Annotated in this window: 24 protein-coding genes and 1 tRNA gene; 12 read left to right on the plus strand and 13 right to left on the minus strand. The window is 73.6% G+C overall.

The genetic code is table 11. The annotated features are described in order from the left end of the window. Nucleotides 1–20 precede the first annotated feature (20 nt). Together KGD84_RS00160 and pheA are read left to right on the plus strand one after the other, a co-directional pair. Nucleotides 21–665, plus strand: a complete 645-nt coding sequence (locus tag KGD84_RS00160) for a DUF4446 family protein (RefSeq protein ID WP_220564092.1) — start codon at nucleotides 21–23, stop codon at nucleotides 663–665. Nucleotides 666–702: 37 nt separating this feature from the next. Further along, a complete protein-coding gene (pheA, locus tag KGD84_RS00165) occupies nucleotides 703–1,650 on the plus strand; it encodes a prephenate dehydratase (RefSeq protein WP_220564093.1) in 948 nt (315 codons plus the stop codon). Between the two features lie 25 nt (nucleotides 1,651–1,675). Here pheA and KGD84_RS00170 read toward each other — a convergent pair whose 3' ends face one another. Beyond that, the gene (locus KGD84_RS00170) at nucleotides 1,676–1,831 is read right to left on the minus strand and encodes a hypothetical protein (RefSeq protein ID WP_220565942.1); all 156 of its coding nucleotides are present in this window, start codon (nucleotides 1,829–1,831) and stop codon (nucleotides 1,676–1,678) included. Between the two features lie 137 nt (nucleotides 1,832–1,968). Between KGD84_RS00170 and serS the strand changes: the two genes are divergently transcribed. Then, nucleotides 1,969–3,234 (plus strand): serine--tRNA ligase, encoded by a 1,266-nt coding sequence (gene serS, locus KGD84_RS00175; protein WP_220564094.1) that lies wholly within the window; start codon nucleotides 1,969–1,971, stop codon nucleotides 3,232–3,234. A gap of 86 nt (nucleotides 3,235–3,320) precedes the next feature. Here serS and KGD84_RS00180 read toward each other — a convergent pair whose 3' ends face one another. Both KGD84_RS00180 and KGD84_RS00185 read right to left on the minus strand, forming a co-directional pair. Next, the gene (locus tag KGD84_RS00180) at nucleotides 3,321–3,860 is read right to left on the minus strand and encodes a bacterial proteasome activator family protein (protein WP_220564095.1); all 540 of its coding nucleotides are present in this window, start codon (nucleotides 3,858–3,860) and stop codon (nucleotides 3,321–3,323) included. Between the two features lie 34 nt (nucleotides 3,861–3,894). Further along, the gene (locus tag KGD84_RS00185; protein ID WP_220564096.1) at nucleotides 3,895–4,869 is read right to left on the minus strand and encodes an NAD(P)H-quinone oxidoreductase; all 975 of its coding nucleotides are present in this window, start codon (nucleotides 4,867–4,869) and stop codon (nucleotides 3,895–3,897) included. A gap of 906 nt (nucleotides 4,870–5,775) precedes the next feature. On the opposite strand from KGD84_RS00185, the gene KGD84_RS00190 reads away from it, so the two are divergent. From KGD84_RS00190 to KGD84_RS00200, 3 genes are all read left to right on the plus strand, one after another. Next, nucleotides 5,776–6,720, plus strand: a complete 945-nt coding sequence (locus tag KGD84_RS00190) for a MinD/ParA family ATP-binding protein (protein WP_260697173.1) — start codon at nucleotides 5,776–5,778, stop codon at nucleotides 6,718–6,720. 60 nt (nucleotides 6,721–6,780) lie between these two features. After that, nucleotides 6,781–7,698 carry a universal stress protein gene (locus tag KGD84_RS00195; RefSeq protein WP_220564098.1) on the plus strand — a complete coding sequence of 306 codons (918 nt, stop codon included), beginning with the start codon at nucleotides 6,781–6,783 and terminating at the stop codon, nucleotides 7,696–7,698. A gap of 73 nt (nucleotides 7,699–7,771) precedes the next feature. Then, nucleotides 7,772–8,695, plus strand: coding sequence for a universal stress protein (locus KGD84_RS00200; RefSeq protein WP_220564099.1), 924 nt, complete (start codon nucleotides 7,772–7,774; stop codon nucleotides 8,693–8,695). An 81-nt stretch (nucleotides 8,696–8,776) separates the two neighbouring features. Here KGD84_RS00200 and KGD84_RS00205 read toward each other — a convergent pair whose 3' ends face one another. The 3 genes from KGD84_RS00205 to KGD84_RS00215 all read right to left on the minus strand — a co-directional run bounded on the left by KGD84_RS00205 (nucleotide 8,777) and on the right by KGD84_RS00215 (nucleotide 9,899). Beyond that, nucleotides 8,777–9,151 (minus strand): VOC family protein, encoded by a 375-nt coding sequence (locus KGD84_RS00205; protein WP_220564100.1) that lies wholly within the window; start codon nucleotides 9,149–9,151, stop codon nucleotides 8,777–8,779. An 88-nt stretch (nucleotides 9,152–9,239) separates the two neighbouring features. Further along, complete coding sequence (locus KGD84_RS00210) at nucleotides 9,240–9,671, minus strand: DUF6892 domain-containing protein (RefSeq protein WP_220564101.1); 432 nt, start codon at nucleotides 9,669–9,671, stop codon at nucleotides 9,240–9,242. A 139-nt stretch (nucleotides 9,672–9,810) separates the two neighbouring features. Then, a tRNA-Ser gene (locus tag KGD84_RS00215) sits at nucleotides 9,811–9,899 on the minus strand. A gap of 131 nt (nucleotides 9,900–10,030) precedes the next feature. Between KGD84_RS00215 and KGD84_RS00220 the strand changes: the two genes are divergently transcribed. Next, complete coding sequence (locus tag KGD84_RS00220; RefSeq protein ID WP_220565431.1) at nucleotides 10,031–10,489, plus strand: DUF4442 domain-containing protein; 459 nt, start codon at nucleotides 10,031–10,033, stop codon at nucleotides 10,487–10,489. 136 nt (nucleotides 10,490–10,625) lie between these two features. Continuing rightward, entirely contained in the window at nucleotides 10,626–11,771 is a 1,146-nt protein-coding gene (gene dnaN / locus KGD84_RS00225) for a DNA polymerase III subunit beta (protein ID WP_255646934.1), read from the plus strand. Between the two features lie 277 nt (nucleotides 11,772–12,048). On the opposite strand, the gene KGD84_RS00230 is transcribed toward dnaN, so the two are convergent. After that, nucleotides 12,049–12,858 (minus strand): DUF2786 domain-containing protein, encoded by an 810-nt coding sequence (locus KGD84_RS00230; RefSeq protein ID WP_220565433.1) that lies wholly within the window; start codon nucleotides 12,856–12,858, stop codon nucleotides 12,049–12,051. A gap of 88 nt (nucleotides 12,859–12,946) precedes the next feature. Next, nucleotides 12,947–13,345 (minus strand): hypothetical protein, encoded by a 399-nt coding sequence (locus KGD84_RS00235; RefSeq protein ID WP_220564102.1) that lies wholly within the window; start codon nucleotides 13,343–13,345, stop codon nucleotides 12,947–12,949. Nucleotides 13,346–13,734: 389 nt separating this feature from the next. Between KGD84_RS00235 and KGD84_RS00240 the strand changes: the two genes are divergently transcribed. Then, a complete protein-coding gene (locus KGD84_RS00240; RefSeq protein ID WP_220564103.1) occupies nucleotides 13,735–15,369 on the plus strand; it encodes a serine hydrolase domain-containing protein in 1,635 nt (544 codons plus the stop codon). A gap of 58 nt (nucleotides 15,370–15,427) precedes the next feature. Here KGD84_RS00240 and KGD84_RS00245 read toward each other — a convergent pair whose 3' ends face one another. After that, nucleotides 15,428–15,913: an NUDIX hydrolase gene (locus KGD84_RS00245; protein WP_220564104.1), complete on the minus strand. Its 486-nt coding sequence runs from the start codon at nucleotides 15,911–15,913 to the stop codon at nucleotides 15,428–15,430. A 165-nt stretch (nucleotides 15,914–16,078) separates the two neighbouring features. Between KGD84_RS00245 and KGD84_RS00250 the strand changes: the two genes are divergently transcribed. After that, the gene (locus tag KGD84_RS00250; RefSeq protein ID WP_255647149.1) at nucleotides 16,079–17,353 is read left to right on the plus strand and encodes a hypothetical protein; all 1,275 of its coding nucleotides are present in this window, start codon (nucleotides 16,079–16,081) and stop codon (nucleotides 17,351–17,353) included. A gap of 9 nt (nucleotides 17,354–17,362) precedes the next feature. Here the strand turns inward: KGD84_RS00250 and KGD84_RS00255 are convergent, their stop codons facing one another. The 3 genes from KGD84_RS00255 to KGD84_RS00265 form a co-directional block, all read right to left on the minus strand. Further along, complete coding sequence (locus KGD84_RS00255; protein WP_255647287.1) at nucleotides 17,363–18,148, minus strand: hypothetical protein; 786 nt, start codon at nucleotides 18,146–18,148, stop codon at nucleotides 17,363–17,365. A 729-nt stretch (nucleotides 18,149–18,877) separates the two neighbouring features. Further along, nucleotides 18,878–19,531, minus strand: coding sequence for a hypothetical protein (locus tag KGD84_RS00260; RefSeq protein ID WP_220564106.1), 654 nt, complete (start codon nucleotides 19,529–19,531; stop codon nucleotides 18,878–18,880). 2 nt (nucleotides 19,532–19,533) lie between these two features. Beyond that, a complete protein-coding gene (locus KGD84_RS00265; protein ID WP_220564107.1) occupies nucleotides 19,534–20,067 on the minus strand; it encodes a hypothetical protein in 534 nt (177 codons plus the stop codon). 636 nt (nucleotides 20,068–20,703) lie between these two features. On the opposite strand from KGD84_RS00265, the gene KGD84_RS00270 reads away from it, so the two are divergent. Both KGD84_RS00270 and KGD84_RS00275 read left to right on the plus strand, forming a co-directional pair. Next, nucleotides 20,704–20,868: a hypothetical protein gene (locus KGD84_RS00270; RefSeq protein ID WP_220564108.1), complete on the plus strand. Its 165-nt coding sequence runs from the start codon at nucleotides 20,704–20,706 to the stop codon at nucleotides 20,866–20,868. Between the two features lie 130 nt (nucleotides 20,869–20,998). Then, entirely contained in the window at nucleotides 20,999–23,980 is a 2,982-nt protein-coding gene (locus tag KGD84_RS00275) for an AfsR/SARP family transcriptional regulator (RefSeq protein WP_255646935.1), read from the plus strand. On the opposite strand, the gene KGD84_RS00280 is transcribed toward KGD84_RS00275, so the two are convergent. Next, nucleotides 23,913–24,761 carry an oxygenase MpaB family protein gene (locus tag KGD84_RS00280; protein WP_220564109.1) on the minus strand — a complete coding sequence of 283 codons (849 nt, stop codon included), beginning with the start codon at nucleotides 24,759–24,761 and terminating at the stop codon, nucleotides 23,913–23,915. The two genes, KGD84_RS00275 and KGD84_RS00280, sit on opposite strands and share 68 nt — an antisense overlap. Nucleotides 24,762–24,785: the final 24 nt, after the last annotated feature.

The following is a 24,785-nucleotide window of genomic DNA, read 5'->3' on the forward strand; positions in this document are numbered from 1 at the left end:
GGTGGCGATACGCTCACAGAATGTTCACCATGATCCTGGCCGTCACGGGCGTGCTCACGGGTCTGGGCGGGCTCGCCCTGGGCGGGTACGCGCTGGCCAGGGCCCGCGCCATCGATGCCGACACCCGTGTGCTCGCCCAACGCGCCGCCGCCTCCGCACAGGTCGGCGGCACCGACCCGCTCGCCGTGCGCGACATGGCGGTGCTCCACTACGACGCCCTGGAGGAGATGTCCGGGGCGCGCTCCTTCTCCCTCGCCCTGCTCAACGGCGACGGCGACGGAGTGGTCGTCACCTCCATCAACGGCCGGACCGAGTCGCGCACCTACGCCAAGGCCGTGGTGCGCGGCGAGTCCGAGACCCTGCTCAGCCCGGAGGAGTACCGCGTCGTGCGGGCCGCCCGGCTGGGCGAGGGCATCGGCACGACCGTGCCCGCCCCGCGGGTCTCCGGCCCGGTGGTCGCCGAGGACGCCGAGGACCCGGTCACCGTCGTCCCCGACCCCGAGGCCCCGGAGCCCGGCGGGGAGGCCGTGGAGAAGGGGGACGCCGAGCCGGCCGAGGAGAAGAGGGACATCGTCGCGGTGCCCGACATCGACGCCGACGACACCGACCCGCGGCCCCGCACGGGCCTGCGCAGGGCGCCCGCGCCGCGCAGCGGCCCCGAGTGACCGCCCCGCCGTCCCGCGTGCGTATAGCCTGAACACCATGCCCAACCGTTACGCCTACCTCGGCCCCGAGGGCACCTTCACCGAGGCCGCGCTGCGGGCCCTGCGCCCCGACGCGCCCGCCGCCGCGCGCGTCCCCTGCGAGGGGGTCGCCGCGGTCTTCGACGCCGTCCGCTCCGGCGCGGTCGAGGGCGGCGTCGTGCCCCTGGAGAACTCGGTCGAGGGTGGTGTCACCTCCACCATCGCCGAGCTCATCAACGGCGAGCCCCTGGTCATCAGCGGAGAGACCGCGGTCCCGGTGGAGTTCGCGCTGTTCGCGCGGCCCGGCGTCACGCTGCACGACGTCAAGACGGTGGCCACCCACCCGCACGCCCTGGCCCAGTGCCGGGGCTGGCTGGCGCGGCACCTGCCCGACGCCGAGACGCACACCGTCTCGTCCACGGCCGCCGCCGCCCGCAGCGTCTCCGAGCCCGGCGCGCCCTACGACGCCGCCATCTGCGCCGTCATCGCCGGCGAGCGCTACGGGCTGCACGCCCTGGCCACCGGGGTGGGCGACCGCGCCGACGCCGCGACCCGGTTCATCTACCTGTCCCGGCCGGGCCGCCCGACCGCGCCGACCGGCGCCGACCTGACATCGGTGGTCGCGTTCATCGCCGACGACCACCCGGGCGCGCTCATCGAGGTCCTCACCCAGTTCGCGGTGCGCGGGGTCAACCTCACCCGGCTGGAGTCGCGCCCCACCGGCGACGGGCTGGGCAGCTACTGCTTCTGCATCGACGCGGAGGGGCACGTGGCCGACGCGCGCGTCGGCGAGGCCCTCATGGGGCTGCGCCGGGTCTGCCGCGACGTCCGCTTCCTGGGCAGCTACCCGCGCAGCGGGCGGGCCACCGAGCTCGACCCGCCGCTGCGCCCCCGCCCCGCCACCGAGGCCGACTACGCCGAGTCGGAGCGGTGGCTGGCGCGGATCCGCTCCGGCGGCGTCGACTGACCTCCCCCCGGAGGGCCGTCCGGACTCAGTCGTCCAGGACGTCGCCGCCCTCGGCCTCGAACACCCACTCCTCCGCCGCGGCCCGGCGCAGCTCCAGGTAGAGCGCCAGCCGCAGCGCGGTGTCGCGCGGCCGCTCGGTGTCGAGGGCCTCCAGCGCGGCGCTCAGTTCCTCGGTGCTCATCTCGCTCAACGGTTTCACTGCCGTCCCCTCCCCGGAACCGGTGATGTCTCATCGTGAGGACGTGGTGACACCGCGTTCATGACGCGAACCCGGAAAAGATGTCGGCGGGGGCCGGACCGAACGGTAATCTGCAAGACGTGATCGACCTTCGAGCTCTCCGAGAAGACCCCGAACGACTCCGCGCCTCGCAGCGCGCACGCGGGGAGGACCCCTCCGCCGCCGACCGGCTGCTCGAACTGGACTCCGAGCGGCGCTCCGCGCTCACCCGGTTCGAGACCCTGCGGGCCGAGCAGAAGAGCGTGGGCAAGTCGGTCTCCAAGGCGTCCCCCCAGGAGCGCGAGGCGCTGCTGGCCCGTGCCAAGGGGCTGGCCGCCGAGGTCAAGGCCGCCGAGGCCGAGGCCGACCGCCTCGCCGCCGAACTCGACCGGGCCGTGGCCGCCGTGCCCAACCTCGTCGAGGAGGGCGCCCCCGAGGGCGGTGTCGATGACTTCCGGGTCCTGGAGACCGTGGGCACCCCGCGCACGTTCGACTTCACCCCGCGCGACCACCTGGAGCTGGGCGAGAAGCTCGGCGCCATCGACATGGAGCGCGGCGCCAAGGTGTCCGGGGCGCGCTTCTACTTCCTCACCGGGGTCGGCGCCCAGCTGGAGCTGGCGCTGCTGAACATGGCCATGAACCAGGCCGTCGCGGCCGGGTTCGTCCCGATGATCCCGCCCGTCCTGGTCAAGCCCGAGACCATGGAGGGCACCGGCTTCCTGGGGGCCCACGCCGACGAGGTGTACCGGCTGCCCGCCGACGACCTCTACCTGGTGGGCACCTCCGAGGTGCCGCTGGCCGGGTACCACGCCGGGGAGATCCTGCCCGCCGACGCCCTGCCCAACCGGTACATCGGCTGGTCGCCGTGCTTCCGCCGGGAGGCGGGCTCCTACGGCAAGGACACCCGCGGCATCATCCGGGTGCACCAGTTCAACAAGGTGGAGATGTTCGTCTACACCCACCCCGACAACGCCCACGAGGAGCACAAGCGGCTGCTCGCCTGGGAGCGGGAGATGCTCGACAAGCTGGAGCTGCCCTACCGGGTCGTGGACATCGCCGCCGGCGACCTGGGCACCAGCGCCGCCCGCAAGTACGACTGCGAGGCGTGGGTCCCGACCCAGGGGACCTACCGCGAGCTGACCTCCACCTCGAACTGCACCGAGTTCCAGGCCCGCCGCCTCAACGTGCGGTTCCGGGACGAGGACGGCAAGCCGCGCTTCGCCGCCACCCTCAACGGCACGCTCGCCACCACCCGGTGGATCGTCGCCATCCTGGAGAACCACCAGCAGGAGGACGGCTCGGTCGTGGTCCCCGAGGCGCTGCGCCCCTTCCTGGGCCGCGACGTCCTGGAGCCGGTCGGGAGGTAGGCCGCCCGCGGACACACGAGGAGCCCGTCCCCGAGGATGAGGGGGCGGGCTCCTCGCGTGTGCGGGGCGTTTCCCGGAGGGGTCCCCTACAGGTAGAGCCCGGAGCTGCCGTCCTCGCGGCCCGGCGCCCGGCCCTGGCCCTGCTCGGCCTGCAGGCCCGCGACGCCCGGGGGCAGGGCCTTGCGCATGTTCTCCAGCTGGGCGCGGGCCGCCATCTGCTGGGCGAACAGGGTGGTCTGGATCCCGTGGAACAGGCCCTCCAGCCAGCCCACCAGCTGGGCCTGCGCGATGCGCAGCTCGGCCTCACTGGGGGCGCTGCCGTCCGCGAACGGCAGGGTGAGGCGGTCCAGCTCCTCGATCAGCTCCGGCGCCAGGCCGTCCTCCAGCTCCTTGATGGAGGACGTGTGGATCTCCTTGAGGCGGGTGCGGCTGGCCTCGTCGAGGGGCGCCGCCTTGACCTCCTCCAGGAGCTGGCGGATCATGCTGCCGATCCGCATCACCTTGGCGGGCTGCTCCACCATGTCCGCGAGCGTGCGGGGCTCCTCGTTCCCGTCGTCGTCCGCGTGCGGGTCCGCACCCATGACCAGGACCTTGGGCTGCTCGTTCGGATCGTCCGTATTGCTCATGTGTCCCCTTACCGAATGTCGTCGACCGCGCCCGTCAGCGGGTGAGCAGGATCTTGCCGGTGTGCGCGCTCGATTCCATGACGTCGTGCGCCTCCGCCGCGTTCCGCATCGGTAGGACGCGGTCCACGACGGGGCGGATGGCTCCTTGTTCTACCAACGGCCATACCTGCTCCAGTACTCCCGCGACGATGGCCGACTTCTCGTCCCGGGGGCGCGAGCGCAGGGTCGTGGCGTGCACGGAGAGGCGCTTGGCGAGCATGCGGCCCAGGTCGGCCTCGCCGGAGCGGCCGCCCATCAGCCCGATGATCACGAGGCGGCCGCCGGTGGTCAGGGAGCGCAGGTTGGCGTCGAGGTAGGAGCCGCCGATGATGTCGAGGATCAGGTCGGCGCCCCCGGCCTCGCGCATCCGGGCGGCGAAGTCCTCGGTGCGGTGGTCGATGGTGATCTCCGCGCCCAGCTCCCGGCAGGCCGCCAGCTTCTCCGGGCTGCCCGCGGTGACGGCCACCCGGGCCCCCAGGGTGCGGGCGAACTGGATCGCGAACGTGCCGATGCCGCTGCCGCCGCCGTGCAGGAGCACGGTCTCGCCGCTGCGCAGGCCGCCCACCATGACCAGGTTCGACCACACGGTGCAGGCGACCTCGGGCAGGGCCGCGGCCTCGACCAGGTCCACGCCCGCGGGGATCGGGAGCAGCTGGCCGACCGGCACGGCCACCTTCTCGGCGTAGCCGCCGCCGGACAGCAGGGCGCACACCCGGTCGCCCACCGCCCATCCGGAGCCCTCGGTGCCCGGGCCCAGTTCCAGGATGGTTCCGGAGCACTCCAGCCCCGGGTATTCGGACGCCCCCGGCGGCGGCGGGTAGGTGCCCTGCCGTTGGGCGACGTCGGCGCGGTTGACCGCGGTGGCGGCCACGTCGACGAGGACCTCCCCGTCGCCGGGAACGGGATCGGGGACCTGGGACCAGGCCAGGACCTCGGGTCCGCCCGGTTCGGTGATAAGGATCGCGTGCATGGGAACGACCGTATCCGCTGTGGCGGCCGGTTCCCGGCGGTGGCCGGAAGTGGATCGTGTTCGAGAAGGGATGGGGGATGCTTCGGCGGGCCGCGGCGGGTAAGAGTGAACCCAGGGAGCGACCCCCGCTCCCCGGCGGGGTACCCCTCTCCCTCCGCAGTACACCCCCTTCACGCAGGAGAACTCCGGTGTCACACCAGGATCAGAACGGGACGGACGCAGGCTCGGTGTCCGAGGAGTCGGAGGTGTCCCCGTGGCGGCGTGCGGAGGACGGGCCCGACGAGGACGGGGCCCCCGTCACCGAGATCGGCTCGCGCAGGCCCGCCGCGCCCTCGCCGCGGGAGCAGTGGTTCGGCGGCGACGCGCCGCCTCCGCCGCCCTACGCGGCCCCGATCCCGCTGGAGACCCCGATGGCCCCGGCGCCGCCCCCTCCCGTGGAGGCGGACGCGGCCACCGGGGCGGACCGGGCCTTCGGGGCGGCTGCGGCGGACGCGGCGGACGACGATGACGACGGCGAGGACGAGGTGCGGTCCGACACCGTCCGGCTGATGCCGCGGATACGCGAGCGTCCGGCCCGCCCGCTGCGACGGCCCGCGCGCCCCGGACCGGACGGCGGGGCCGACCCGCTGGCCCCGCGCGACCTGCGCCGCGACGCCGACGTCCCCGAACCCGAACAGCTGCCGCCGCTGGAGGCGGGCGCCGCCGCGGACCCGGAGCCGCCCGCTCCGCCGGCTGCCGCACGCGGGGCCCGCAGGGCCCGCGGAGGGCCGGGGCCCGGCCGCCGCTCCCCCCGTCGCGGCGTCCCCCTTCTCCGGACCCGGGGTCCCGGAGCCCCCGGCCGTCCCGGGGCCTGCGGCGCAGGCGTCCCCGCTGCCCGGGGTGCCGCCGACCCCGCCGGTGCCGGGGATGACCGGGGAGCGGCAGACCTCCGACTCCCTCAACGCCGCCACCCTGGTCCGCAACCGGCACCAGGGCCCCAGCGGCGGCTGGCGGCGCGCCGTGCACACCGCCACCCTGGGGCTCATCAACCCCGGCGAGTCGCCCAAGGTGCTGCGCCGGCGCGAACTCATCGCCCGCGCCTGCACCCCCGTCGCCACCGGCCACCACCGGGTCGCCGTCCTCAGCCTCAAGGGCGGGGTCGGCAAGACCACCACCACGGTCGCCCTCGGCGCCACCCTGGCCTCCCTGCGCGGCGACCGGGTGCTGGCCGTGGACGCCAACCCCGACCGGGGGACCCTCTCCGACAAGGTGCGCCTGGAGACCGCGGCGACCATCCGCGACCTCCTCAACGAGCGCCACCTCGTGTCCCGCTACGCCGACATCCGCGGGTTCACCTCCCAGGCGCCCAGCCGCCTGGAGATCCTCGCCTCCGACCGCGACCCGGCAGTGTCCGAGGCGTTCGGCGACGAGGACTACCGGGAGGTCGCCCGGATCGTCGAGCACTTCTACTCCATCTGCATCACCGACTGCGGGACCGGGCTGCTGCACGCCGCCATGCGCGGCGTCCTGGGCCTGGCCGACCAGGTCGTCCTGGTGAGCTCCGCGTCCGTGGACGGGGCGCGCAGCGCCAGCGCCACCCTCGACTGGCTGGAGGCGCACGGCCACGAGGGGCTGGTGCGCGACGCGACCGTCGTACTGTCCATGGTCCGCTCCGACAGCAAGAGCAGCGTGGACCTCGACCGCCTCGAAGGCCACTTCGCCGCCCGCTGCCGCGCCGTCGTCCGCGTCCCCTGGGACGGCCACCTGGAGGAGGGCGCCGAGGTGGACCTCGACCGGCTCGCACCCGCCACCCGCGACGCCTACCTGCGGCTCGCCGCCACCGTCGGGGAGGGATTCGCCCGCCACGGGTGACGGTCCGAGGATTGACGGCCCCCCTTACCGACAATGAACCGGGAAGAGGGGGGTCGAAGGATGAGCGAACGGAAGCGTCCGCCGGCGGTGGTCGTGGGGGTGGACGGCACGCCCGGTGCCCGTGCCGCACTGGCGTGGGCGGTCGGGGCGGCCGCGCGGCGCCGGGTCCAGCTGCGCATCGTGCACGGGCTGGGCCCGGAGGCGGTCGTCGGCGCCGTCGCCGTGGGCCGCGGGACCGCGGGGCGCGGGTCGGCTGGCGAGGCGCGCGCCTCGGCGCACGAGCTGCTCACCGAGAGCGCCGAGTACGCCCGCCGCGCCCGCCCCGACGTTGAGGTGATCACCGTTTTGGCGGTCGCGGACGCCCCGGCCGTCCTATTGGAGGAGGCCCGCCGCGGCGACGTCATCGCGGTCGGGTCGCGGGGGCTCGGCTCGGTGCGCGCCATCATGCTCGGCTCCATCGGCGTGCGCACCTCCGCGCGCGCGCCCTGCCCGGTCGTGGTCGTCCCCGACGCCGAGCCCCGCGGGTACCGCGGGCGCGTCGTGGTCGGGGTGGACGGTTCGCCGTCCTCCCGGCGGGCCCTGCGCTTCGCCCTGGAGGAGGCGCTGGCCACCGACGCCTCCGTGGTCCTGGTCCACGCGCTGGGGGAGGACGCGCCCGCCGACGACGCGGCGACCGGCGACGCGGTGCCCGACCGGCGGTCGGAGGAGGTCGTCGACGGGGTGCTCGCCGACGTCGTGGACGAGCGCACCGGGCACCTCGACATCAGCGCCGTGCGCGTGCGGGCCGACCCGGTCCGGGCGCTGCTCGACGCGGGCGCGGACGCCGACATGGTCGTCGTCGGCTCGCGCGGCCGCGGCGGGGTGCGCGGCCTGGTCCTGGGCTCGGTCAGCCAGGGGGTGCTCCACCACGCGGGGATCCCGGTGGCCGTCCTGCCCCCGGGGTCGGACGGGGCCGACGGACGTCCCCCGAACCGGTGACCTTGCGCCCTGTGCCGTTCCGGGGCCCATGGGGTGTACTCGGTGATGATGGGTGCCTAGAGGGGGTTGTCACATGGTGAACGAGGACCGCACACCGCGCGTGGTGGTGGGCATCGACGGATCGGACAACGGGCAGGCCGCCCTGGAGTGGGCCGCGGCCGAGGCGGCCCGCCGGGGGGTGCCGCTGCGGATCGTGCACGCCCTGGGCATGCCGCTGATCGTGTCCGCGTACGGGGGCCCCGCCCGGTTCGAACCGACCGAGGAGATCCAGGGGCAGGCCACCGAGGTGCTCCAGGACGCGGTGGCGCACGTGGCCAAGGGGTGGCCGGACGTGCGTACCGAGACCGTCACCGCCCTGGAGGAGGCGCCGCTGGCGCTGCTGCGCCAGAGTCGGCAGCACGACCTCCTGGTGGTGGGCACCCGGGGGATGGGCACCGTCAAGTCGATGTTCGTCGGCTCCGTGAGCATCCGGGTGGCCGCCCAGGCGCCCTGCCCGGTCGTAGTGGTGCCCTCGCACGGGGGCAGGCCCGCGACCACGGGGCTGAAGCGGATCGTGGTCGGCGTCGACGGGTCCCGCAACGGCCGCCGCGCCCTGGGCCTGGCGGTCGCCCTGACCGCCGAGACCGAGGGCGAACTGGTCGTGGTGCACAGCTGGGAGGTGCCCTACCCGTACGACCCGGTGGCGATGACCGCGGCGGGCTACCAGCCCCAGGAGGACCTGTTCGAGAAGCAGTCCGAGGAGCTGGTCGCCGAACTGCTCGCGGAGGCCATCGACGAGCAGCGCGACGACGTGAACATCGACGTCACCGTGGTGCGCACCCAGAACGGGCCGGTGAACGCCATCCTGGAGGCCGCCGAGGGCGCGGACGCGATCGTCGTCGGCTCGCGCGGCCGCGGCACCGTCCGGGGCCTGCTCCTGGGCTCGGTCAGCCAGGGGGTGCTCCACCACTCCAAGGTCCCGGTGGTCGTGCTCCCCAGGCACGCCGACGAGGACTGAGCGCACGCCCCGGCGGGGACGCCCCGCCGGGGCCGCCGCCTCCGCGCGGCGGCCGGCGCTTCGCGCCCCGCGGGCCCGGCGCTACCGTGCCTCGTACTCCAGGCAGAAGGGGTGCCCGGCGGGGTCCGAGTACACCCGGAACCACACGCCGGTCCCGTTCTCCTCGGTGCGCAGCAGCGTCGCGCCCATCTCCAGCACCCGCTGCTCCGCCGTGTCGATGTCCTCCACCCAGATGTCCATGTGCGCCTGCTGCGGCCGCTCCGGATCCGGCCACCGGGGCTCCCTGAGCCCCTCCGCGGGCTGGAACGCGAGCACCGGCCACTCGTCCCGGTCGCCGATGACCACCCACCCCTCGTCCCGCAGGGTGACGGGCCGCCCCAGCAGCTCCGAGTAGAACCCCGCCAGCCTCTCGGGGTCGGGGCAGTCGTAGACGAAGGTGTGCAGCCGTCCGATCATGACGGCAGCCTTTCACGGGCCCCCTCGGGGGTCCAAGCCCTTTCCGCGGCGCGGCCGGGGACCGGGCGCCCGCCGTGGGAGACCGGCCTCAGTCGTCGATCTCGATCCCGCGGGCCCGCAGGACCTCCTGCAGCTCCTCGCTGAGAGCCTCGGCGAACTCCACGCGCTTGAGGTTCGGCAGCAGGTCGAGGTCCTCCAGCGAGGCGATGGCGAACAGGTCGTCCTCGCCGTCCCAGACGGGGGCGCACTCCTGGTAGACCTGGTTCCCGCCGTCCAGGCACAGCTCCTCCACGCCGGCGAGGAGCTCGTCACTGATCTCCAGCCGCTCGAAGAACTCCCGTGACTGCGGGACGACCTTGTAGGCGAGGCCGTTGTCGGACGCCCAGCCCCAGGGATCGTCGCCCAGCCCCTGTTCCTTGAGGACGGCGGCGAGGCTGTAGGCGGGCGTCAGCGCCTCGTCGGTGTACATGAGCTGCTCGACGACGGCGAGCTTGAAGTTGAAGTCCTTGAACCTGGTCATGGCGCGACCCTAGCCGGTCCCCCCGACACCCCCGCCGCCCGCCCGGCCCCCGGCCGGCAGGGCGCCGCCGGTCCGCGCACCCGGCCCCGCCGAACACGAAGGGCCGCCCGCTCGACGAGCGGGCGGCCCTTCGCGACCGCGGAGGGTGTGGGATTTGAACCCACGAAGCCCCGTCAAGGACTTGGTGCTTTTCAAGAGCACTGCACTCGGCCGCTATGCGAACCCTCCCGGCGACCCCGCGGGTCTCCGCGAGTCATCGTAGCCGACATGCCCCGCCGGTACGCGCGGGCCGGGGAAGTCGCCGTGCGATGGGTGGCGCATTTCGGTTACTCGCGAGTAACATTCGGGGCATGGCAAACATGAACGCCGAGACGGCGGAGATGGTCAAGTCCGGTTTCCTGGCCGCGGTGCCCTTCGCCCGCACGCTCGGCCTGTCGTTCGAGTCCCTCGACTTCGGCCGGGCGGTGATGAACCTGCCGGACAGGCCCGAGCACCACAACCACATCGGCGGCGCGCACGCCGGGGCGATGTTCACCCTGGCCGAGTCCGCCTCGGGCGCCATCATCATCGGCACCTTCGGCGACACCATGGACCGCGCGCTGCCGCTGCCCACCAAGGCCGAGATCCACTTCCTCAAGATGGCCACCGGTGACATGACCGCCGAGGCCGTGCTGGGCCGTCCGCGGGACGAGGTCGTCGCCGAGCTCGACGGCGGTCAGCGCCCCGAGTTCCCCATCGACGTCGAGATCCGCATGGCCGACGGCACCGTCACCGGCAAGATGACCATCACCTGGACCCTGAAGCCGAACCGTCGGTGACACCCGCCCCCACAGCCACATCCTGAACACGATCGGCCCTGGTCGCGCCCCGTTCCGCGGGTCCGCCCGGGGCCGTCGATTTGTCGGCACCGCTGGGTAGGTTGACCCTGACCACGCCGACGAGGAGGCAGAGATCGTGAAACTCCGTGTGGACCGCGACGCGTTCGCCGAGGCCGTCGCCTGGACGGCGCGCGCCCTGCCGAACCGCCCGGCGGTGCCGGTGCTGGCCGGGATGCGCCTGGAGGTCCCCGACGGCGGTTCCGCCCTGCACCTGTCCGGGTTCGACTACGAGGTCTCGGCCCGTTCCTCGGTCGAGGTGCTGGCGGAGGAGGCCGGCGCGGTGCTGGTGCCCGGCCGACTGCTCGCCGAGATCGTGCGCAACCTGCCCGGCGGCTCGGTGCACATCGACACCGACGGCGCCAAGGTGCGGATCAGCGGCGGCGCCGCCCGGTTCACCCTCATCACCATGCCGCTGGAGGACTACCCCACCCTGCCCGGCATGCCCGAGCGCATCGGCTCGGTGCCCGCGGACACCTTCGCCGAGGCGGTCCGCCAGGTCACCCCCGCGGCCAGCCGCGACGACACGCTGCCGATGCTGACCGGCGCCTACCTGGACTTCACCGGCGACACGCTGAGCGTGGTGGCGACCGACCGCTACCGCATCGCGGTGCGCGACCTGTGGTGGAAGCCGCAGGACCCGGCGGTCGACACCTCCGCGCTGGTGCCCGCGCGCACCCTGCACGACATGGTGCGGGGCGTCATCGGCGGTTCCAATGTGGAGGTCGCGCTGTCGCCGGGCGGGGCCGGCGGCCTGGCGCCGGGGGAGGGCGCGATCGGCTTCGAGAACGGGGACCGGCGCAGCACCACCCGGCTGATCGACAGCGACTTCGTCAAGTACGCCTCTTGGTTCCCCGCGGAGTTCGCCTCGCGGGCCGAGGTGGCGGTGGCGCCGCTGACGGAGGCGGTGAAGCGGGTGGCGCTGGTGGCCGACCGGCACACCCCGCTGCGGCTGGTGTTCACCGAGGGCGAGGTGACGCTGGAGGCGGGCTCGGGCGAGGACGCCCAGGCGGTGGAGGCGATCGCCGTGGACTACCAGGGCGACCCGCTGCGGGTGGCGTTCCGCCCCGACTACCTGATGGACGGCCTGTCGGCGATCGCGACCGACTCCGCCCACCTGAACTTCACGGAGCCGACGAAACCCGCCGTGTTCACCGATGTCCCGGCGAAGGAGGGCGAGGCCCCGTCCTTCCGGTATCTGGTACAGCCGTTGCGGGTGTCCTGATCAGGGGATTCGGGCCTTATCCACAGCTTGCCGCCGAGTTATCCACAAGGTTTTCCACAGGATGGCGCCCAGCCTGTGGATAACCCGGGGTGATCGGTCCCGGGAGGACCCGAATCGCCCCTGATGTGCTCTCGCATTTCCGCTTTGACGTGCAAGAACGACTCCGGCGGCGATTCTGTGCACAGCCTGTGGAAAACTTCGCGGGATCGGCCTCTTTTTGAGGTCGGAAAACGTACAAAACGGGACAATTTACTTGATCCGGTTGGACCGGGTTCTGTCACTCACCGGCGGGCAGAGTGGACGAACCCCCACCGGTTACGGACGTCTCCAGGCCGAGCTGCGCCTGCCGTCCCCGCTGGTACCCCGCCCGGGCCCCGGCCGCGCTGTGCGTCCGTTCGGGCCGGTGCTTGCGCAGCTGCGGGAACTGCTTCTGGAACTCCTCCTGGACCCGGTGCACATCGGCGCGCAGCACCAGCTCCGCACCCCGGGAGGACGCCACCCCGCCCTCGGCGGAACCGCCGCCCGCGCCGGTCGGGCGCGACATCTCCTGCAGCCGGCGCCGGAACTCGCGGATGCGCTCGGCCACCGCCTGCCCGTAGGCCCGCACGAACGACCGGTAGTACCGCTTGCGCTCGGTCTCCAGCTCGGACCGCGTGTAGTTGCGCAGCTCCCGGATGTCGGACACGTGCCCCGAGCTCATGAACTTCGCCGACGACTCCATCTGCATGGAGATCGACGGCATGAGCATGCGCAGCGCGTCCAGCGCGCTCGCGGTCCCCACCAGGATGAGGATCCGGTCGGTGTTCTCCGAGGAGTTGCCCCGGACCGCCGACTGGCACCCGTAGGCGGCGGCGATGTCGGCCAGCGCCCGTACCCGGGCCTTGCCGTGGCCGCCCACCCCGGACACCGTGTAGTCCATGCGCCCGATCGCGTCGGGTTCCTCGCCCCGCTCGGCGCGGGCCTCGGCCTCCGCGATCGCATGGCGGGTCATCAGCTCGGCGGCCTTGGCGGTGAACGCCTGGCTCTCGGCATCGGTGACCGAGGGGTCCTCCGCCATGCGGAGGAGCCCTCGGACCCGCTCGACCATTTTCTGACGAGCTGCTTCAGTCATCGGCGCCCGGTTGCTCCCGTAGGTGTGTTCTCCTTCTTCCGCGCCTGGGCGGAAAACACCGAGCCTACTTCTTGTCGCCGAGTACCATCGCGATCACGCCGACCGTCGCCCAGATCGCCAGGGCGGCGAACAGGCCGCCGAACAGGCTCAGGGAGAGGATCCCGTAGCCCACACCGCCCACGACGGCCGGCACGGCCGCGTAGCGGAAGGGGTAGTTGGCCGCGTAGCGGCGGCCGCGCCGGTCGGACTTCTTGCTGATCACGCCGCCGACGCCGCCGACGAGGGAGAAGAAGATCACGGCCGCGCCCAGGCCCGACATGACGGCGGGGAGCAGCCCGCCGCCCAGGTTGAGCAGGAAGAAGAGGGCGCCGCCCGCGGCGCCGCCCAGCACAGACGTCGTCCAGGGCCAGATCATCGTCGCCGAGGCGACGGGAGTGAATGCGTTACCGCGCTCCAGCGTCATGTCCACCGCTCCAGTCCGTTCGCGTGACGACCGCTCCGGACGGGCCGTCTCCACCAGCATGCATTGCCCCGGTCCGCGCGCACATCAGGGCACATCCCTGACTTACCCCGGAGTGTCCGCGGCCGCACCCCGCGGGTGCCGCCTGTGGACGGCCGGGAGAGCGCGGACCACGAACGGTCAACGAACGGCCGGCCCCGGGAGTGCCCGGCCCGGCACGGCCGGTCCGCCCTCGCGCCGCCTCCGCGCAGACCGCCCGCCGCCTCCTACGGATCCCGCCCACCGGGCGGCCTCCCGCCGCGGCCCGGACCGCGCACCCTGAGGAGTACCCCAGGAGGACCGGGTGGAGCGCACCATGGGCGGGAGCGCGCCGGGTGCCTAGCGTTCTCCGTATGACCCTCCCCGCGACCGCCCGCCCCGCCCGGCCCGTCGCCCCGGCCCGCCGGAGCGGCCCCGCCCGCGCTCTCCGCGGCGTGTCGGCGCTGCTCGGGGCCTGTGCGCTGCTGCTCCTGTCCGCCGCCCCCTCTGCGGCCGCGGCGGTCGCCTCCGCCCCGCCTCCCACTGCCGGGGCGGGCCCGGCCACCCCGTCCCCGGAGGCCGTCGACGCCTTGGTGGAGGACTACCGGGAGGCGACCGGCCTGCCCGGGGCGGCGGTGGTGCTGACCCACGGCACGGACATCGTGCACGTCGGCGGTTACGGCACCACCCCGGACGGCGCCCCGGTCACCGGCGGCACGCCCATGGCCATGGCGTCGGTCAGCAAGTCGTTCACCGCGCTGGCGGTCCTTCAACTGGCCGAAGCGGGGGAACTGGACCTGGACGACCCGGTGCGCGAGCACCTGCCCGAGTTCACGATGGCCGACCCCCGCGCGGAGCGGATCACCGTGCGCCAGTTGCTCGACCAGACCTCCGGCATGTCCGACGCCGAGTTCGCCTCCTACAGCCGGGGCCGGGAGACCCTCACCCTGCGCGAGTCGGTGGCCGACCTGCGCGGCGCCCGCCTGGCGGCCGAGCCCGGCACCCGCTGGGAGTACCACAACCCGAACTACCAGGTCGCCGCCCGGCTGGTCGAGGTGGTCGGCGGACGGCCCTTCGCCGACCACCTGGGGGAGGAGGTGTTCGCCCCGCTCGGCATGGACGCCACCACGACGATCGACACGGACCTGGACCTGCCCGCCGATGCCCGGGGCCACGTCGTCGTGCTCGGCCTGGCCCTGCCCGCGGACGAGCCGCCCGGGTTCGGGAACGGCTCCGGCGGGGTCGTCAGCACCGCCGAGGACATGGGGGCCTGGCTCACCGCCCACACGGCAGGGGGCCGTGGTCCGGACGGGGAGGAGACGGGACTGCTGTCGCCCGAGGGCTTCGAGGAGCTGTACACCCCCTCCGAGGCGTCCGGCTCCTACGCGCTGGGGTGGTCGCTGGGGCGGACCGCGTCGGGCGCGCGGATCGTGGAGCACAGCGGACAGATCATGACCGCCACCTCCCACCAGGCCCTGCTGCCCGAAAGCGGGCACGGCATCGCCGTCATGGCCAACACCGGCACCTCCGGCGCGGGGGCGAGCGCGCTGGCCGCCGCGCTCGTCGAACTCGTGGACTCCGGCGCGGCCCCGGAGCGGCCGGGGGCCGAGGGGGCGTGGGCGGTATGGACCGACGCTGTCCTGCTCGCCCTGGCCGCCGCGACCGTCCCGCTCGGAGTCCGCGGGGTGCGCCGGGCGGGCGGATGGGCGCTCGCGCGTTCGGGCCGGGCGCGGTGGGCGACGGCGGCGCGCCTGCTGCCGTACGCCCTGCCGCCGGTCTCGGCCGTGACCCTGCACGAGGTGCTCGGATGGCTGTACCAGGGGCGCGACATGGCCTGGTTCCAGCCGCCCTACCTGTTCCCCGCGTTCTGGGCGGCGCTGGTCGTGTGCTCCCTGGGCTGCTGCGCGGTGCTCGCGGCCCGGCTCGCGCGCCTCGCCGCGCTGACGAGGCCGGGCCGACCCGGGGGCCCGGAGCGGTCGTCGGCCGCGGGCGTGCGCACCGACGGCTAAGGACGGCCTCGAAAGCCCCCGGCCCGGAATCCCCGCACGGGGACCGGCGCCGCCGGCGTCAGCCCGCCGTCTCCACCGACCTCTCCAGGTCCGCCACCAGGGCCGGCCACGCCGTCCGGAACGCGGGCAGCAGCGGCAGCGCCTCCGCCGCCGTCACCGGGACCCACCGGACCTCGATGCTCTCCGAGTTGGCGGGGGAGAAGGGGGCCAGTTCCGGCACGCTCAACAGGAACGTGTCGTACCGCCACACCGCCAGGTCGTGCTCGTGCGTTCCCACCACCGTGTACCCGCCCAGGTCGCCGGAGATCTCCTCGCGGAACTCCCGTACCGCGGCCTCCAGCGGCGTCTCGTCCCGGTTGCGCGCACCGCCGGGGATCCCCCACATGCCGCCCATGTGCGTCCACTCGGCCCGGTGCTGGAGCAGCACGTGTCCGGTTCCGGCCATGTCGGTTCCGTACAACAACAGCCCCGCGGCACCGTAGACTCCCCAGCGCCTGGACCCGTCCGGCAGGTGCACCCAGCCGTTGCCGTCGCCGTCCTCCATCAAGCCCTCCTGATTCCCACGCGTCCCGCCCCCGCGCGCCGACCACCGTCCGCGACCGGGGTCCGGACACGGAAAGCCGCACCTCGTCGCGGTCCCTCCGTTCCCTACCCTCTACCCTTCTGAGAACCGATGGCCCGCTCGACGACTTCCGCAGCCCTGTTGCCCGTGTACGCGCTCGGCCTGGCCGCACGCTACTGGGTCCCCCTCCTGTGCGTCCACACCGTCGGCATGCTCGTGCACGCGGTGCTGATGCGCGGCCTGGTGCGCCTGGCCGACGTCGAGCAGACGCTCTCCCTGACGGGCCTGGGCCTGACCCTGCTGGTCACCCTCGTGACGTTCGTGATCATGTTCCAGCTGCTGCGCCCGGGGCTGCCCGTGATCGACTCCGAGCTGCGCTCGGAGGTGGTCCGGGAGGACCGGCAGCGCGGGTTCGTCGAACGCGAGCGCCGCGTGGTGGACGGGGTCGCCCTGGCGATCCTGCCGTTCCTGCTGTTCTACGCCGCCTGGGGCCTGATCCGCGAGCAGTACGACATGTACAGCATCGCCCTGCTCAACACCGGCGGCCTGGAGGCGTTCCAGGCTCCCGTCAACGTGCCCTGGTACGGGCTGCCGCTCATCGTCGCCGTCTCCGCGTGGCTGCTGCGCAAGCTCTGCTCGCACTTCTACCGCAAGGGGCACAGCGCCCTCCTGGGCATGCTCACCGCCCTGTTCGAGGGCGTGTGGGTGTTCATGTTCCTGTTCTCCCTGGGCATGGCGATCACCCAGGCGGAGGCCTGGCTGACCGGCCGGGTCTTCTGGGTGGAGATGCAGACCGGGGCCAAGGATCTGCTGAACGGGGCCGGCGCACTGGTCGGCCAGCCCGAGCTCTACGCCCGCATCCCGGTGTGGTGGGCCAAGGCGTGGAAGGCGGTCTCGACGGGGTTCGTGGGCCCGCTGCTGTGGCTGACGATCGCCGCGGTCGTCTACCGCGCCCAGGTCGACGACTATGACAGCGTCTTCGAGGAGCACCGCGTCCGCAACGGCCTGGACCGGGCGGTCAACCGGCTGGCCGGCACCGGCCGCTTCCTCGACCGGTTCGTCCGCAACGACCTCAAGGAGCAGATCTACCCCTGCCTGCACGCGCTGCGCTTCGTCCTGCGCGTGGGCCCGGTGTTCTACCTGTCGTACTCCCTGTGCTTCGTGCTGCTGGAGGTCGCGTTCACACAGCTGCACCGGCTGGTGTTCGTCCTGGCGGGCCCCGGCCCGCTGCACGCCGAGTGGTGGCCGCTGCTCCAGCCGATCGACTTCGTGATCGGCTCCCTGCACATGCTGCTGCGGGTGTGCCTGCTGGCGGCGGCCTTCGAGGTCGCGCTGCGCAAGGCGGAGGAGGACAGCGTCGGCCGCCGGGTGCGCCGGGTGGCGACGCACGCCCCCTCCGGGGGTTCCCGCCACGCCGGCTGACCCGTCCGGCTACTCCTCCAGCTCCTCGGCCTCGAAGACCAGGGCGTCGGGCCGGGGCCGTTCGGGGTCCGCGGAGGTGTCGACGGTGACCTCGTAGCGGAGGTCCCCGACCACGTCCTCGGGCACCAGGAACGACAGGATGATGGACTGCTCCTGCCCGGGGGCGATGGTCTCGCCCTCACCCGTGGTGCAGCCGTAGGCCCCGTCGCCCGCCTCCTCGCCGAAGTCGCGCATGGAGAACAGGTGCGTGCGCTCCCAGGAGCGGCCCTGCCCGTCCACGGCGCGGAACGCGCAGCTGTTCCGCAGCAGTTCGGCGGCCTCCGCGTCACCGGGGGTGACGCGGAAGCCGACGTCGAGGATCTCCAGCCCCTCGGGCGGCGGCTCGGAACCGCCCAGGAACCCGGTGATGTACCCGGTGACCCGCCACCGGCTGCCCGCGAGGTCCGCGGTGTCGCCGACGTCCACGGGCCTCGGCTCGGGCGGGATCAGCCCGGCCTCGGTCCCGTCGCGCACCTCGGTCGTGTAGGGCCAGACCAGCATGACCGGGAACAGCAGCACCAGCACCGCCGCGTAGGGCAGGTGCAGGCGCTTCCACAGCGGCCGGGCGTGCCGGACGGTCTTGCCCCTGGCCCCGGTGGGCGGGGGGTCGGGCTCGCCGAAGGCGCCCGGGGGCCCGCCGTGGGCCCCCGCGAACGCCTCCGGGCCCCGGAACGGTCCGGGGCGGGGGCCGTCGAACGGCCCGCCGACGGGGCCCCGGGGCGGCGGACCGCCGACCGGGGGCCGTGCGCCGTCCACGGGCCCCGGGGAGTCCGGCGGCCGGGCGGGCCCGGCGGGTACGCCTCGGCGGGCGGCCCGTCCCCGGGACGCCGCGGTGCCCGGCGGTGCCCGCCGCGCGGTTCCTGAGGAGGGTGCCCTCCGGCGGGGCGGGGCGCGGGAGCCGGCGCGTCCGGCGGGCCCGGCGCCCTGCGTCGCCCGGCCCGCGGGCCCTGCCGCGGGTACGCCTCGGCGGGCGGTCCGCCTCCCGGGTACCCGTCGGCTCCGGTTCCGGGCCCCTGCGGCGCCCGGCGGCGTCCCGCCCGCGCGTCCTGCGGAGGCTGTCCCCCGCCGGGCTGCGTTCCGGACCCGGGGCCGTCCGGGGGCCCCGGAGCCCGGCGGCGGCCCGGGCGCGGACCCTGCCGGGGGTCCTGTGGCGGCTCCTGACGCCGGTACGCCCCGCCGTTCGCGGGGCCGCGCGGGTCCTGGGGCGGCCGCCCCGGAGCGCCGCCGAACCCCTCGGAGCCCGCGGACCGGTCCACCGGCCCCGGCCGCTGACGCACGGGGCGCCGGGGGATCCGCTGCTCCGGTGTTCCGGGAGGCTCCCCGGGGTAGCGGCCGTATCCGTCGGCCCGGCCCGCCGGGGGCGGGCCGGACGGCGGTCCGGGCACGCGGTACGGCGACGCCGGCGGCCCGCCCTCCCGCGGCGCGTCACCGTGTCGGGGCCCGCCGGGCCTGTCGGACCCGCGGGGGTCCCGGGGGTCCCGGGGCTCATTCGGACGCATCCGCGGCCTCCCCTGCGCCGTCTCCGCCCGGGGCGTCCCCGGACATGTCGATCTCGGGCCCGGTCAGCACCACCGCTTCGGGGCCCGGTTCGGCGCCGACCCCGTCCAGGGCGACCTCCACCCGCGAGGACAGCCGCTCCTCGTACCCGGGCCGGTGCGTGAGCACCAGCGTCGGCCCGTCCAGGCGGTCCGGGGGCACCTCGAACACGAACGCGCCCCGCTGCGGGATCGCGGGGGAGAAGGTCCCCCGGTCCAGCGACGCCCAGAACCAGCCCCGCTCCTCGTACACCACGCCGTCGGCCATCCGCAGTTCCGCCGAGACCCCGTGCATCGTGTGCTCCAGGGCGGTCACCCGCGCCCACACGACCACCCACACGCCGTTGGCGGGGATCTTCTCGGCGTCGCCGAGGACGCTGCCGGTCACCTCGATCTCGGAGGTGACGTCCACCCCGGACACCTCGGCCTCGAACGCGCGGCTGGACACCACCGACCCCTGTGCCCCCGCGGTCGCGACGGGTTCCACCAGCGCGTCGTTGGCGACGATGAAGCGCTGGACGAAGAAGATCGCGGCGATCAGGCCGAGGCACAGCACGAGGTTCAGGGCGCGGCGCCCGAAGCCGGGGCGGGACTGCGGGGACACGGTCAGCCCTCCCCGATCGGCAGGTCGACCGTTCCGACGCTGGAACCGGCGATCGGGGACCAGAAGAACCCGCCGCCGCCCGTCGTGACGAGCTTCTCCGCCTGGCGCACCGTGATCCGGACCGTGTCCACCTCGTCGGGGGAGACGCCGTCCGGCAGGGGCCAGCTGAGCAGGGCCTCCTCGCGCATGTGCGGCTGCAGCCGGGTGGTGACGCCCTGGGGATAGCGGGTCAGGGTCAGGTCGGGGTGCTTCACCCGGTGGTCGCCGGGGAACAGCCGCACGTCCATGGTCGAGCCGATGTCGAACATCGGCACCGGCAGGTCGGAGCCGTGCAGCTCCACGTCCACGAGGACCTGGACGACGGCGCCCTCCACCTCGTCGGAGGCCGGCGCCGCCTCGTGCGGGGTGATCTCGTACAGGACGTTGCGCAGCCGGGTGCCGGGCGGCTCCGGGGTGGGAGTGGCCGTTTCGAGTCCGCCGAACAGGTACAGGCCCAGCACGGCGACCGCCACGACGGCCGCCCCGACGGAGATCACCGCGGCACGCTGAACACGGTCGCCGGGGAGGAGGGGGTTGGGGCGACCGGGGGTTTCGTCCAGATGGGCGTGATGGGCCACGCGCCGCAGTGTAGGCGCAAACCCTCCTGACTCGCCGTAAACGGCCGGAAGAGGTCACACCGTCACCTGGGTCCACTCCCCGCGCGGGGGCGGCACCGGGTACCCCGCCCACTGAGCCCGAATCCCGCGGGGGAGGGGGGAACGGGGCCGTGAATGGCGATCGGATTCCTGTTTGCCCGGTGTCCGCCCGGGTATCGGAAAAGGCGAATGTGTCACCCCGGGTGCACGTCCATTCCACACTGCGTCGTTTCCCGAGCCCCCGGCTCCGGCCCCTTTCAGGGCTGTAAGTGGACTGAAAGCGGCCTGGAAGAGGATCTCTCTAGTGTCGAAGGCGTTCGGCACGACCGGTCGCCGCGAGAGGACGGCTCGCGAACCTCCCGACCGGATCGTCGTTCGTTGGACACATGCCACCCGTGGCGTTCCCTGAGGCGGAGTCCGCCACGGGTGGCCCGTCCGCCCCGAAGGGCGGTGAAGTCCGTGATGGTTCGCAGGCGACGTAGGGCCACCTTGCGGCTCTACACGAGTGCGGTGAGACGAGGAGTGCGAGTCCCCCAGATGCTGACTCTCGATGACCGCTTCGAGGAGATCGTGGCCGACGCGATGCCCGAGGCCAAGATGCAGCCCTACCGGGAGCCCGAGCCGGAGCCGGTGAAGCCGGTGCCCGCCGAACGCCCCGATGAGGGCGTGCCCGCCGAGGAGAAGCCCGCCGAGGAGAAGTAACAGCCCGGCGTAGCCAAAAGGTCACTCCGAGTATCTTTGACAGAGGGGGAGATACTCGGAGCTTTTGGCTTGCCCGGATTCCGCTTTTCCAGAATTCCGCTTGCTAGGGTTGCTCCTTGTGGAATTCGGTGTGCTCGGCCCCATCGCCGTCTGGTCCGACGGCCGACCGGTTGCGATCGGCGGACCACGCCAGCGCTGTGTGCTCGGCGCGCTCCTGGTGAACCTCGGCCGAGAGGTCACCGTGGACCGGCTCATCACCTACCTGTGGAGCGACGACCCGCCGCGCACCGCCCGTTCGGTCATCCAGGTCCAGGTCTCCCACCTGCGCAGATCGATTCCCGGAAGTATCTCCACCACGGCCGGCGGCTACATCTTCGACGCCGATCCCGACTCCGTCGACCTGTACCGCTTCCGGCGGCTGCGGGACGAGGCCGCCCGGGCGGCCCCCGAAGAAGCGCTGGAACTCCTCGACCGCGCCCTCTCCTGCTGGCGCGGCGTCCCCTTCTCCGGGGTCGGCTCCGAGGCACTGGAGCACACGGTGGTCGGCCCCCTCCGGGAGGAGCGCTGGTCGGCCGTCATCGCCTGGGCGACGTGCGCCCTGGGCCTGGGGCGGCACTCCGAGGTCGTCTCCCGCCTCACCCCGCTGGCCCGCGAGGAGCCGTTCCGGGAACGCCTACAGCACCTGCTCATCACGGCGCTCTGGCACGACAACGAGAAGGCCCGCGCCCTGGCCGCCTACGAGGACTTCCGGGTCCGGCTGGCCGACGAGCTCGGCGTCGACCCCGGCCCCGAACTGGCGGCCCTGCACGCGCGCATCCTCCGGGAGGACGCCGACCAGGGGCGCCGGACCGCAACGGAACCAACGGAATCCGAGACGGTCTACCGCGTCCGCAACGACCTGCCCCGGGACCTGCCGGACTTCACCGGCCGCGTGGACGTCCTGCGCAGCCTCGAAAAGATCTCCCTCGCGGACGAGGAGGGGGCCGAGGTCTGCGTCCTCACGGCCGCCGGCGGCGGGGGCAAGACCACCACGGCCGTGCATTTCGGTTACGAATCCGCCAAACGTTATCCCGACGGGCAGCTCTTCATCGACCTGTACGGGTACACGGCCGGCAAGGAGCCCCTGGACCCGTCTTCCGCGCTCGGGTCCCTCCTGCGCGCGGTGGGCGTCCCGCCCGAAACGATTCCCGAGTCCCTGGAAGAGCGGTCCGCCCTGTGGCGCGCCACCCTCATGGGGCGGCGGACCCTGCTCATCCTGGACAACGCGTCCAGCTACTCCCAGGTCAGCCCGCTGCTCCCGTCCTCCCCGGGCTCCCTGACCCTCATCACCTCCCGCAACGAGCTGTCCGGGCTCAGCGGCGCCCGGTTCCTCTCGCTGGGCATGTTCGACGAGCGGTCCGCCCTGGACCTCTTCTCCCGGGTCCTGGGGGAGGAGCGCGTCAGGGCCGAGGAGGACCGGGCCCGCGAGATCGTGCGCATCTGCGGCGGGCTCCCGCTGGCCCTGCGCGTGATCGCCGGCCGCATGCTCAGCCGCCCCCGCTGGACCTTCGGGCACGTGGCGCGGCGGCTCGGCGAGCAGAACCGCAAGTTCCGCGAACTGCAGGTGGACGGCCAGAGCGTCGAGACCGCCATCGACCTGTCGTACCAGAGCCTCAACGACGAGCAGCGGAGCGCCTTCCTGACCCTGGGCCTGATGATCGGCGACAGCATCGACCTGGCGGGCGGGGCGGCGCTGCTGGGCGTCTCGGTGGAGGAGGGCGACGACATCCTCCAGGAGCTCGTCGGCGTCTGCCTGCTCGACGAACCCCAGGGGGACGTGTACCGCATGCACGACCTCATAAGGGATTTCGCGCTGGACAGGGCCACCGCCGAGTTCGGCGCCGAACGTGTGGACCGCATCCGGGGCAGGCTGGCGGAGCACTACCTGCTGACCGCCCAGCACGCCGCCGACCTGCTGGGTCCCAGGGCCCTGCACGATGACGAGCGGTCCGACTCCGGGTACCGCACCGAACTCCTGCGGCGCGAGGACGCCGAGGAGTGGTTCGACCTGCACCGGGAGAACCTGGCCGACACCATCGACTACTTCGCCTCGCGGGACAACGGGGAGCACGCCTGGCGCATGGCCGAGTCGGTGTGGCGCTTCTACGCCCTGCACGGCCAGATGGGCCTGCTCGTCAGCTCCCAGGAGCGCGCGCTCCAGGTCAGCGACCGGCAGGGGAACCGGCGGGGGCGGGCCGTCACGCTCATCGGGCTGGGGATCGGCTACTACTTCGCGGGGCGGTTCGACGACGCCCTGCGCATGCTCACCGAGGCGAGGGACCTGCTGGCGGCGGTGGGGGACAGCCGGGGCAGCATCCGGGCCCTGGCGAACCTGGGGATGGTCTACGAGCGGGTCGGAAGGCTCCGGGACTCGGCCGAGGCCATCAGCGGAGTGCTCGACCACGCGGTCGCCCTGGGGGACCGGCGCCTGGAGTCCCTCCAGTGGAGCAACCTCGCCGTGGTCCGCCAGGCGCTCGGGCAGTACGAGGAGGCCCTGCACTGCGCGGCGCGGTCGATGGAGACGGTCCCCGAGGAGGACGTGGGAGCGTCGGCAGCCCTGGTCAAGCGGGTCATGGGGGAGGCCAAGGTCGGCCTGGGGGACATCGAGGGGGCGCTGCGCGACCTCGATGAGGCACTGGAGCTGTCCCAGCGGCTGCGGTTGGTCGGCAGCCGGATCTACGTCCACAACTCCCTCGGCATCGCCTACCGGGCCGCGGGGTGTCCGGAGGAGGCCGTCGAGGCCCACCGGGCGGCGCTGGCCCTGGCCGAGGAGTCCGGGGACCGCAGCGGCGACGCCGAGATCCTCACCGACCTGGGGATCACCCACGCCGAGGCTGGCCACCACGAGGAGGCCGCGGTCGCCCTGGAGAAGGCGCACGCCATCGCCCTGGAGCGCGACGAGCGCTACACCGTCGCCCGTGCCTGCCTGGCCCTGGGCACCCTGCCCGCGCCCACGGTGACCGCCGACCGGGCCGAGGGGCTGCTGCGCACGGCGGCGGAGATCCTCACCGAGGTGGGGTCGCCCGACGCCGAGCGCGCCCGCGCGGCCCTGGCCGACCGCTTCGGCGGCTGAACCGGGCCGGGCCGTCCGACCGGCGCATCGACCACAGGCACACGGTGGCGGGCAGTACCCGCACCGGCCGGGGCACGCGGGGGTAGACGGCCCGCGTGACGGCGAGGATCCCGTCGAACAGCCGCTGCCGCCCCGGCGACCAGGGCAGGCCGAACCCGTCGCGCAGCCGTTCCGGCAGGAGCCCGGCGGTGAGCAACCGCTGGAGGGGCATCAGCGCCCGCAGCACCGGCTGACGGGGCCGGAACAGGCGGCGGGTGATGTCGCGGGCCTCGTCTCCCACCTCGAGCCGGGCCGACGCCTCCTCCCAGTAGGCGTCGAACGCCTCGGGGGTCTTCGGCCAGGCCTCGGCCGGCAGGCCCAGGGCGGTGCCGAACACCGACGCCTCCCGCATGAAGAGCGCGTACTCCTCGTCGTCGCGGAACCCGCCGAACACCATCGTGTACACGCGGGCGGCGTTGTGGCAGAGCGTCGCCGCCACCCACAGCAGGAGGTCGTCGTCCAGGGCGCGGTAGCCGGGGCCGGTGATCTTCTTGTGCATCGCCCGGACGACGGCGTGCAGGCGTTCGCGCTCCTCGGCGGTGCCGTACACGGTCCCGTAGACGTAGGCGAGCGTGCCGAAGAGCCGGGAGAAGGGGCGGTGCTCGAAGTCGCTGTGGTGGTACACCCCGTGGGCGACGCTGGGGTGGGCGATCTGGAGCAGCACGGCGTACCCGGCCCCGCCCAGGAGGCAGGACTCCGCGGTGATCCGCCGGAGCGGCGATTCATCGGACGATCGGCCCATGTCCAGGATCGTAGAAGACGAAAG

Origin of the sequence: Nocardiopsis changdeensis, from assembly GCF_018316655.1 — a bacterium.
GTDB lineage: Bacteria > Actinomycetota > Actinomycetes > Streptosporangiales > Streptosporangiaceae > Nocardiopsis > Nocardiopsis changdeensis.

Coding starts and splice junctions, on each gene's coding strand:
- KGD84_RS00160 (WP_220564092.1), top strand. CDS start 21: ATGTTCACCATGATCCTGGCCGTCACGGGCGTGCTCACGGGTCTGGGC.
- pheA (WP_220564093.1), top strand. CDS start 703: ATGCCCAACCGTTACGCCTACCTCGGCCCCGAGGGCACCTTCACCGAG.
- KGD84_RS00170 (WP_220565942.1), bottom strand. CDS start 1,831: ATGAGCACCGAGGAACTGAGCGCCGCGCTGGAGGCCCTCGACACCGAG.
- KGD84_RS00180 (WP_220564095.1), bottom strand. CDS start 3,860: ATGAGCAATACGGACGATCCGAACGAGCAGCCCAAGGTCCTGGTCATG.
- KGD84_RS00185 (WP_220564096.1), bottom strand. CDS start 4,869: ATGCACGCGATCCTTATCACCGAACCGGGCGGACCCGAGGTCCTGGCC.
- KGD84_RS00190 (WP_260697173.1), top strand. CDS start 5,776: ATGACCGGGGAGCGGCAGACCTCCGACTCCCTCAACGCCGCCACCCTG.
- KGD84_RS00195 (WP_220564098.1), top strand. CDS start 6,781: ATGAGCGAACGGAAGCGTCCGCCGGCGGTGGTCGTGGGGGTGGACGGC.
- KGD84_RS00200 (WP_220564099.1), top strand. CDS start 7,772: ATGGTGAACGAGGACCGCACACCGCGCGTGGTGGTGGGCATCGACGGA.
- KGD84_RS00205 (WP_220564100.1), bottom strand. CDS start 9,151: ATGATCGGACGGCTGCACACCTTCGTCTACGACTGCCCCGACCCCGAG.
- KGD84_RS00210 (WP_220564101.1), bottom strand. CDS start 9,671: ATGACCAGGTTCAAGGACTTCAACTTCAAGCTCGCCGTCGTCGAGCAG.
- KGD84_RS00220 (WP_220565431.1), top strand. CDS start 10,031: ATGAACGCCGAGACGGCGGAGATGGTCAAGTCCGGTTTCCTGGCCGCG.
- KGD84_RS00230 (WP_220565433.1), bottom strand. CDS start 12,858: ATGGTCGAGCGGGTCCGAGGGCTCCTCCGCATGGCGGAGGACCCCTCG.
- KGD84_RS00235 (WP_220564102.1), bottom strand. CDS start 13,345: ATGACGCTGGAGCGCGGTAACGCATTCACTCCCGTCGCCTCGGCGACG.
- KGD84_RS00240 (WP_220564103.1), top strand. CDS start 13,735: ATGACCCTCCCCGCGACCGCCCGCCCCGCCCGGCCCGTCGCCCCGGCC.
- KGD84_RS00245 (WP_220564104.1), bottom strand. CDS start 15,913: ATGGAGGACGGCGACGGCAACGGCTGGGTGCACCTGCCGGACGGGTCC.
- KGD84_RS00270 (WP_220564108.1), top strand. CDS start 20,704: ATGCTGACTCTCGATGACCGCTTCGAGGAGATCGTGGCCGACGCGATG.
- KGD84_RS00280 (WP_220564109.1), bottom strand. CDS start 24,761: ATGGGCCGATCGTCCGATGAATCGCCGCTCCGGCGGATCACCGCGGAG.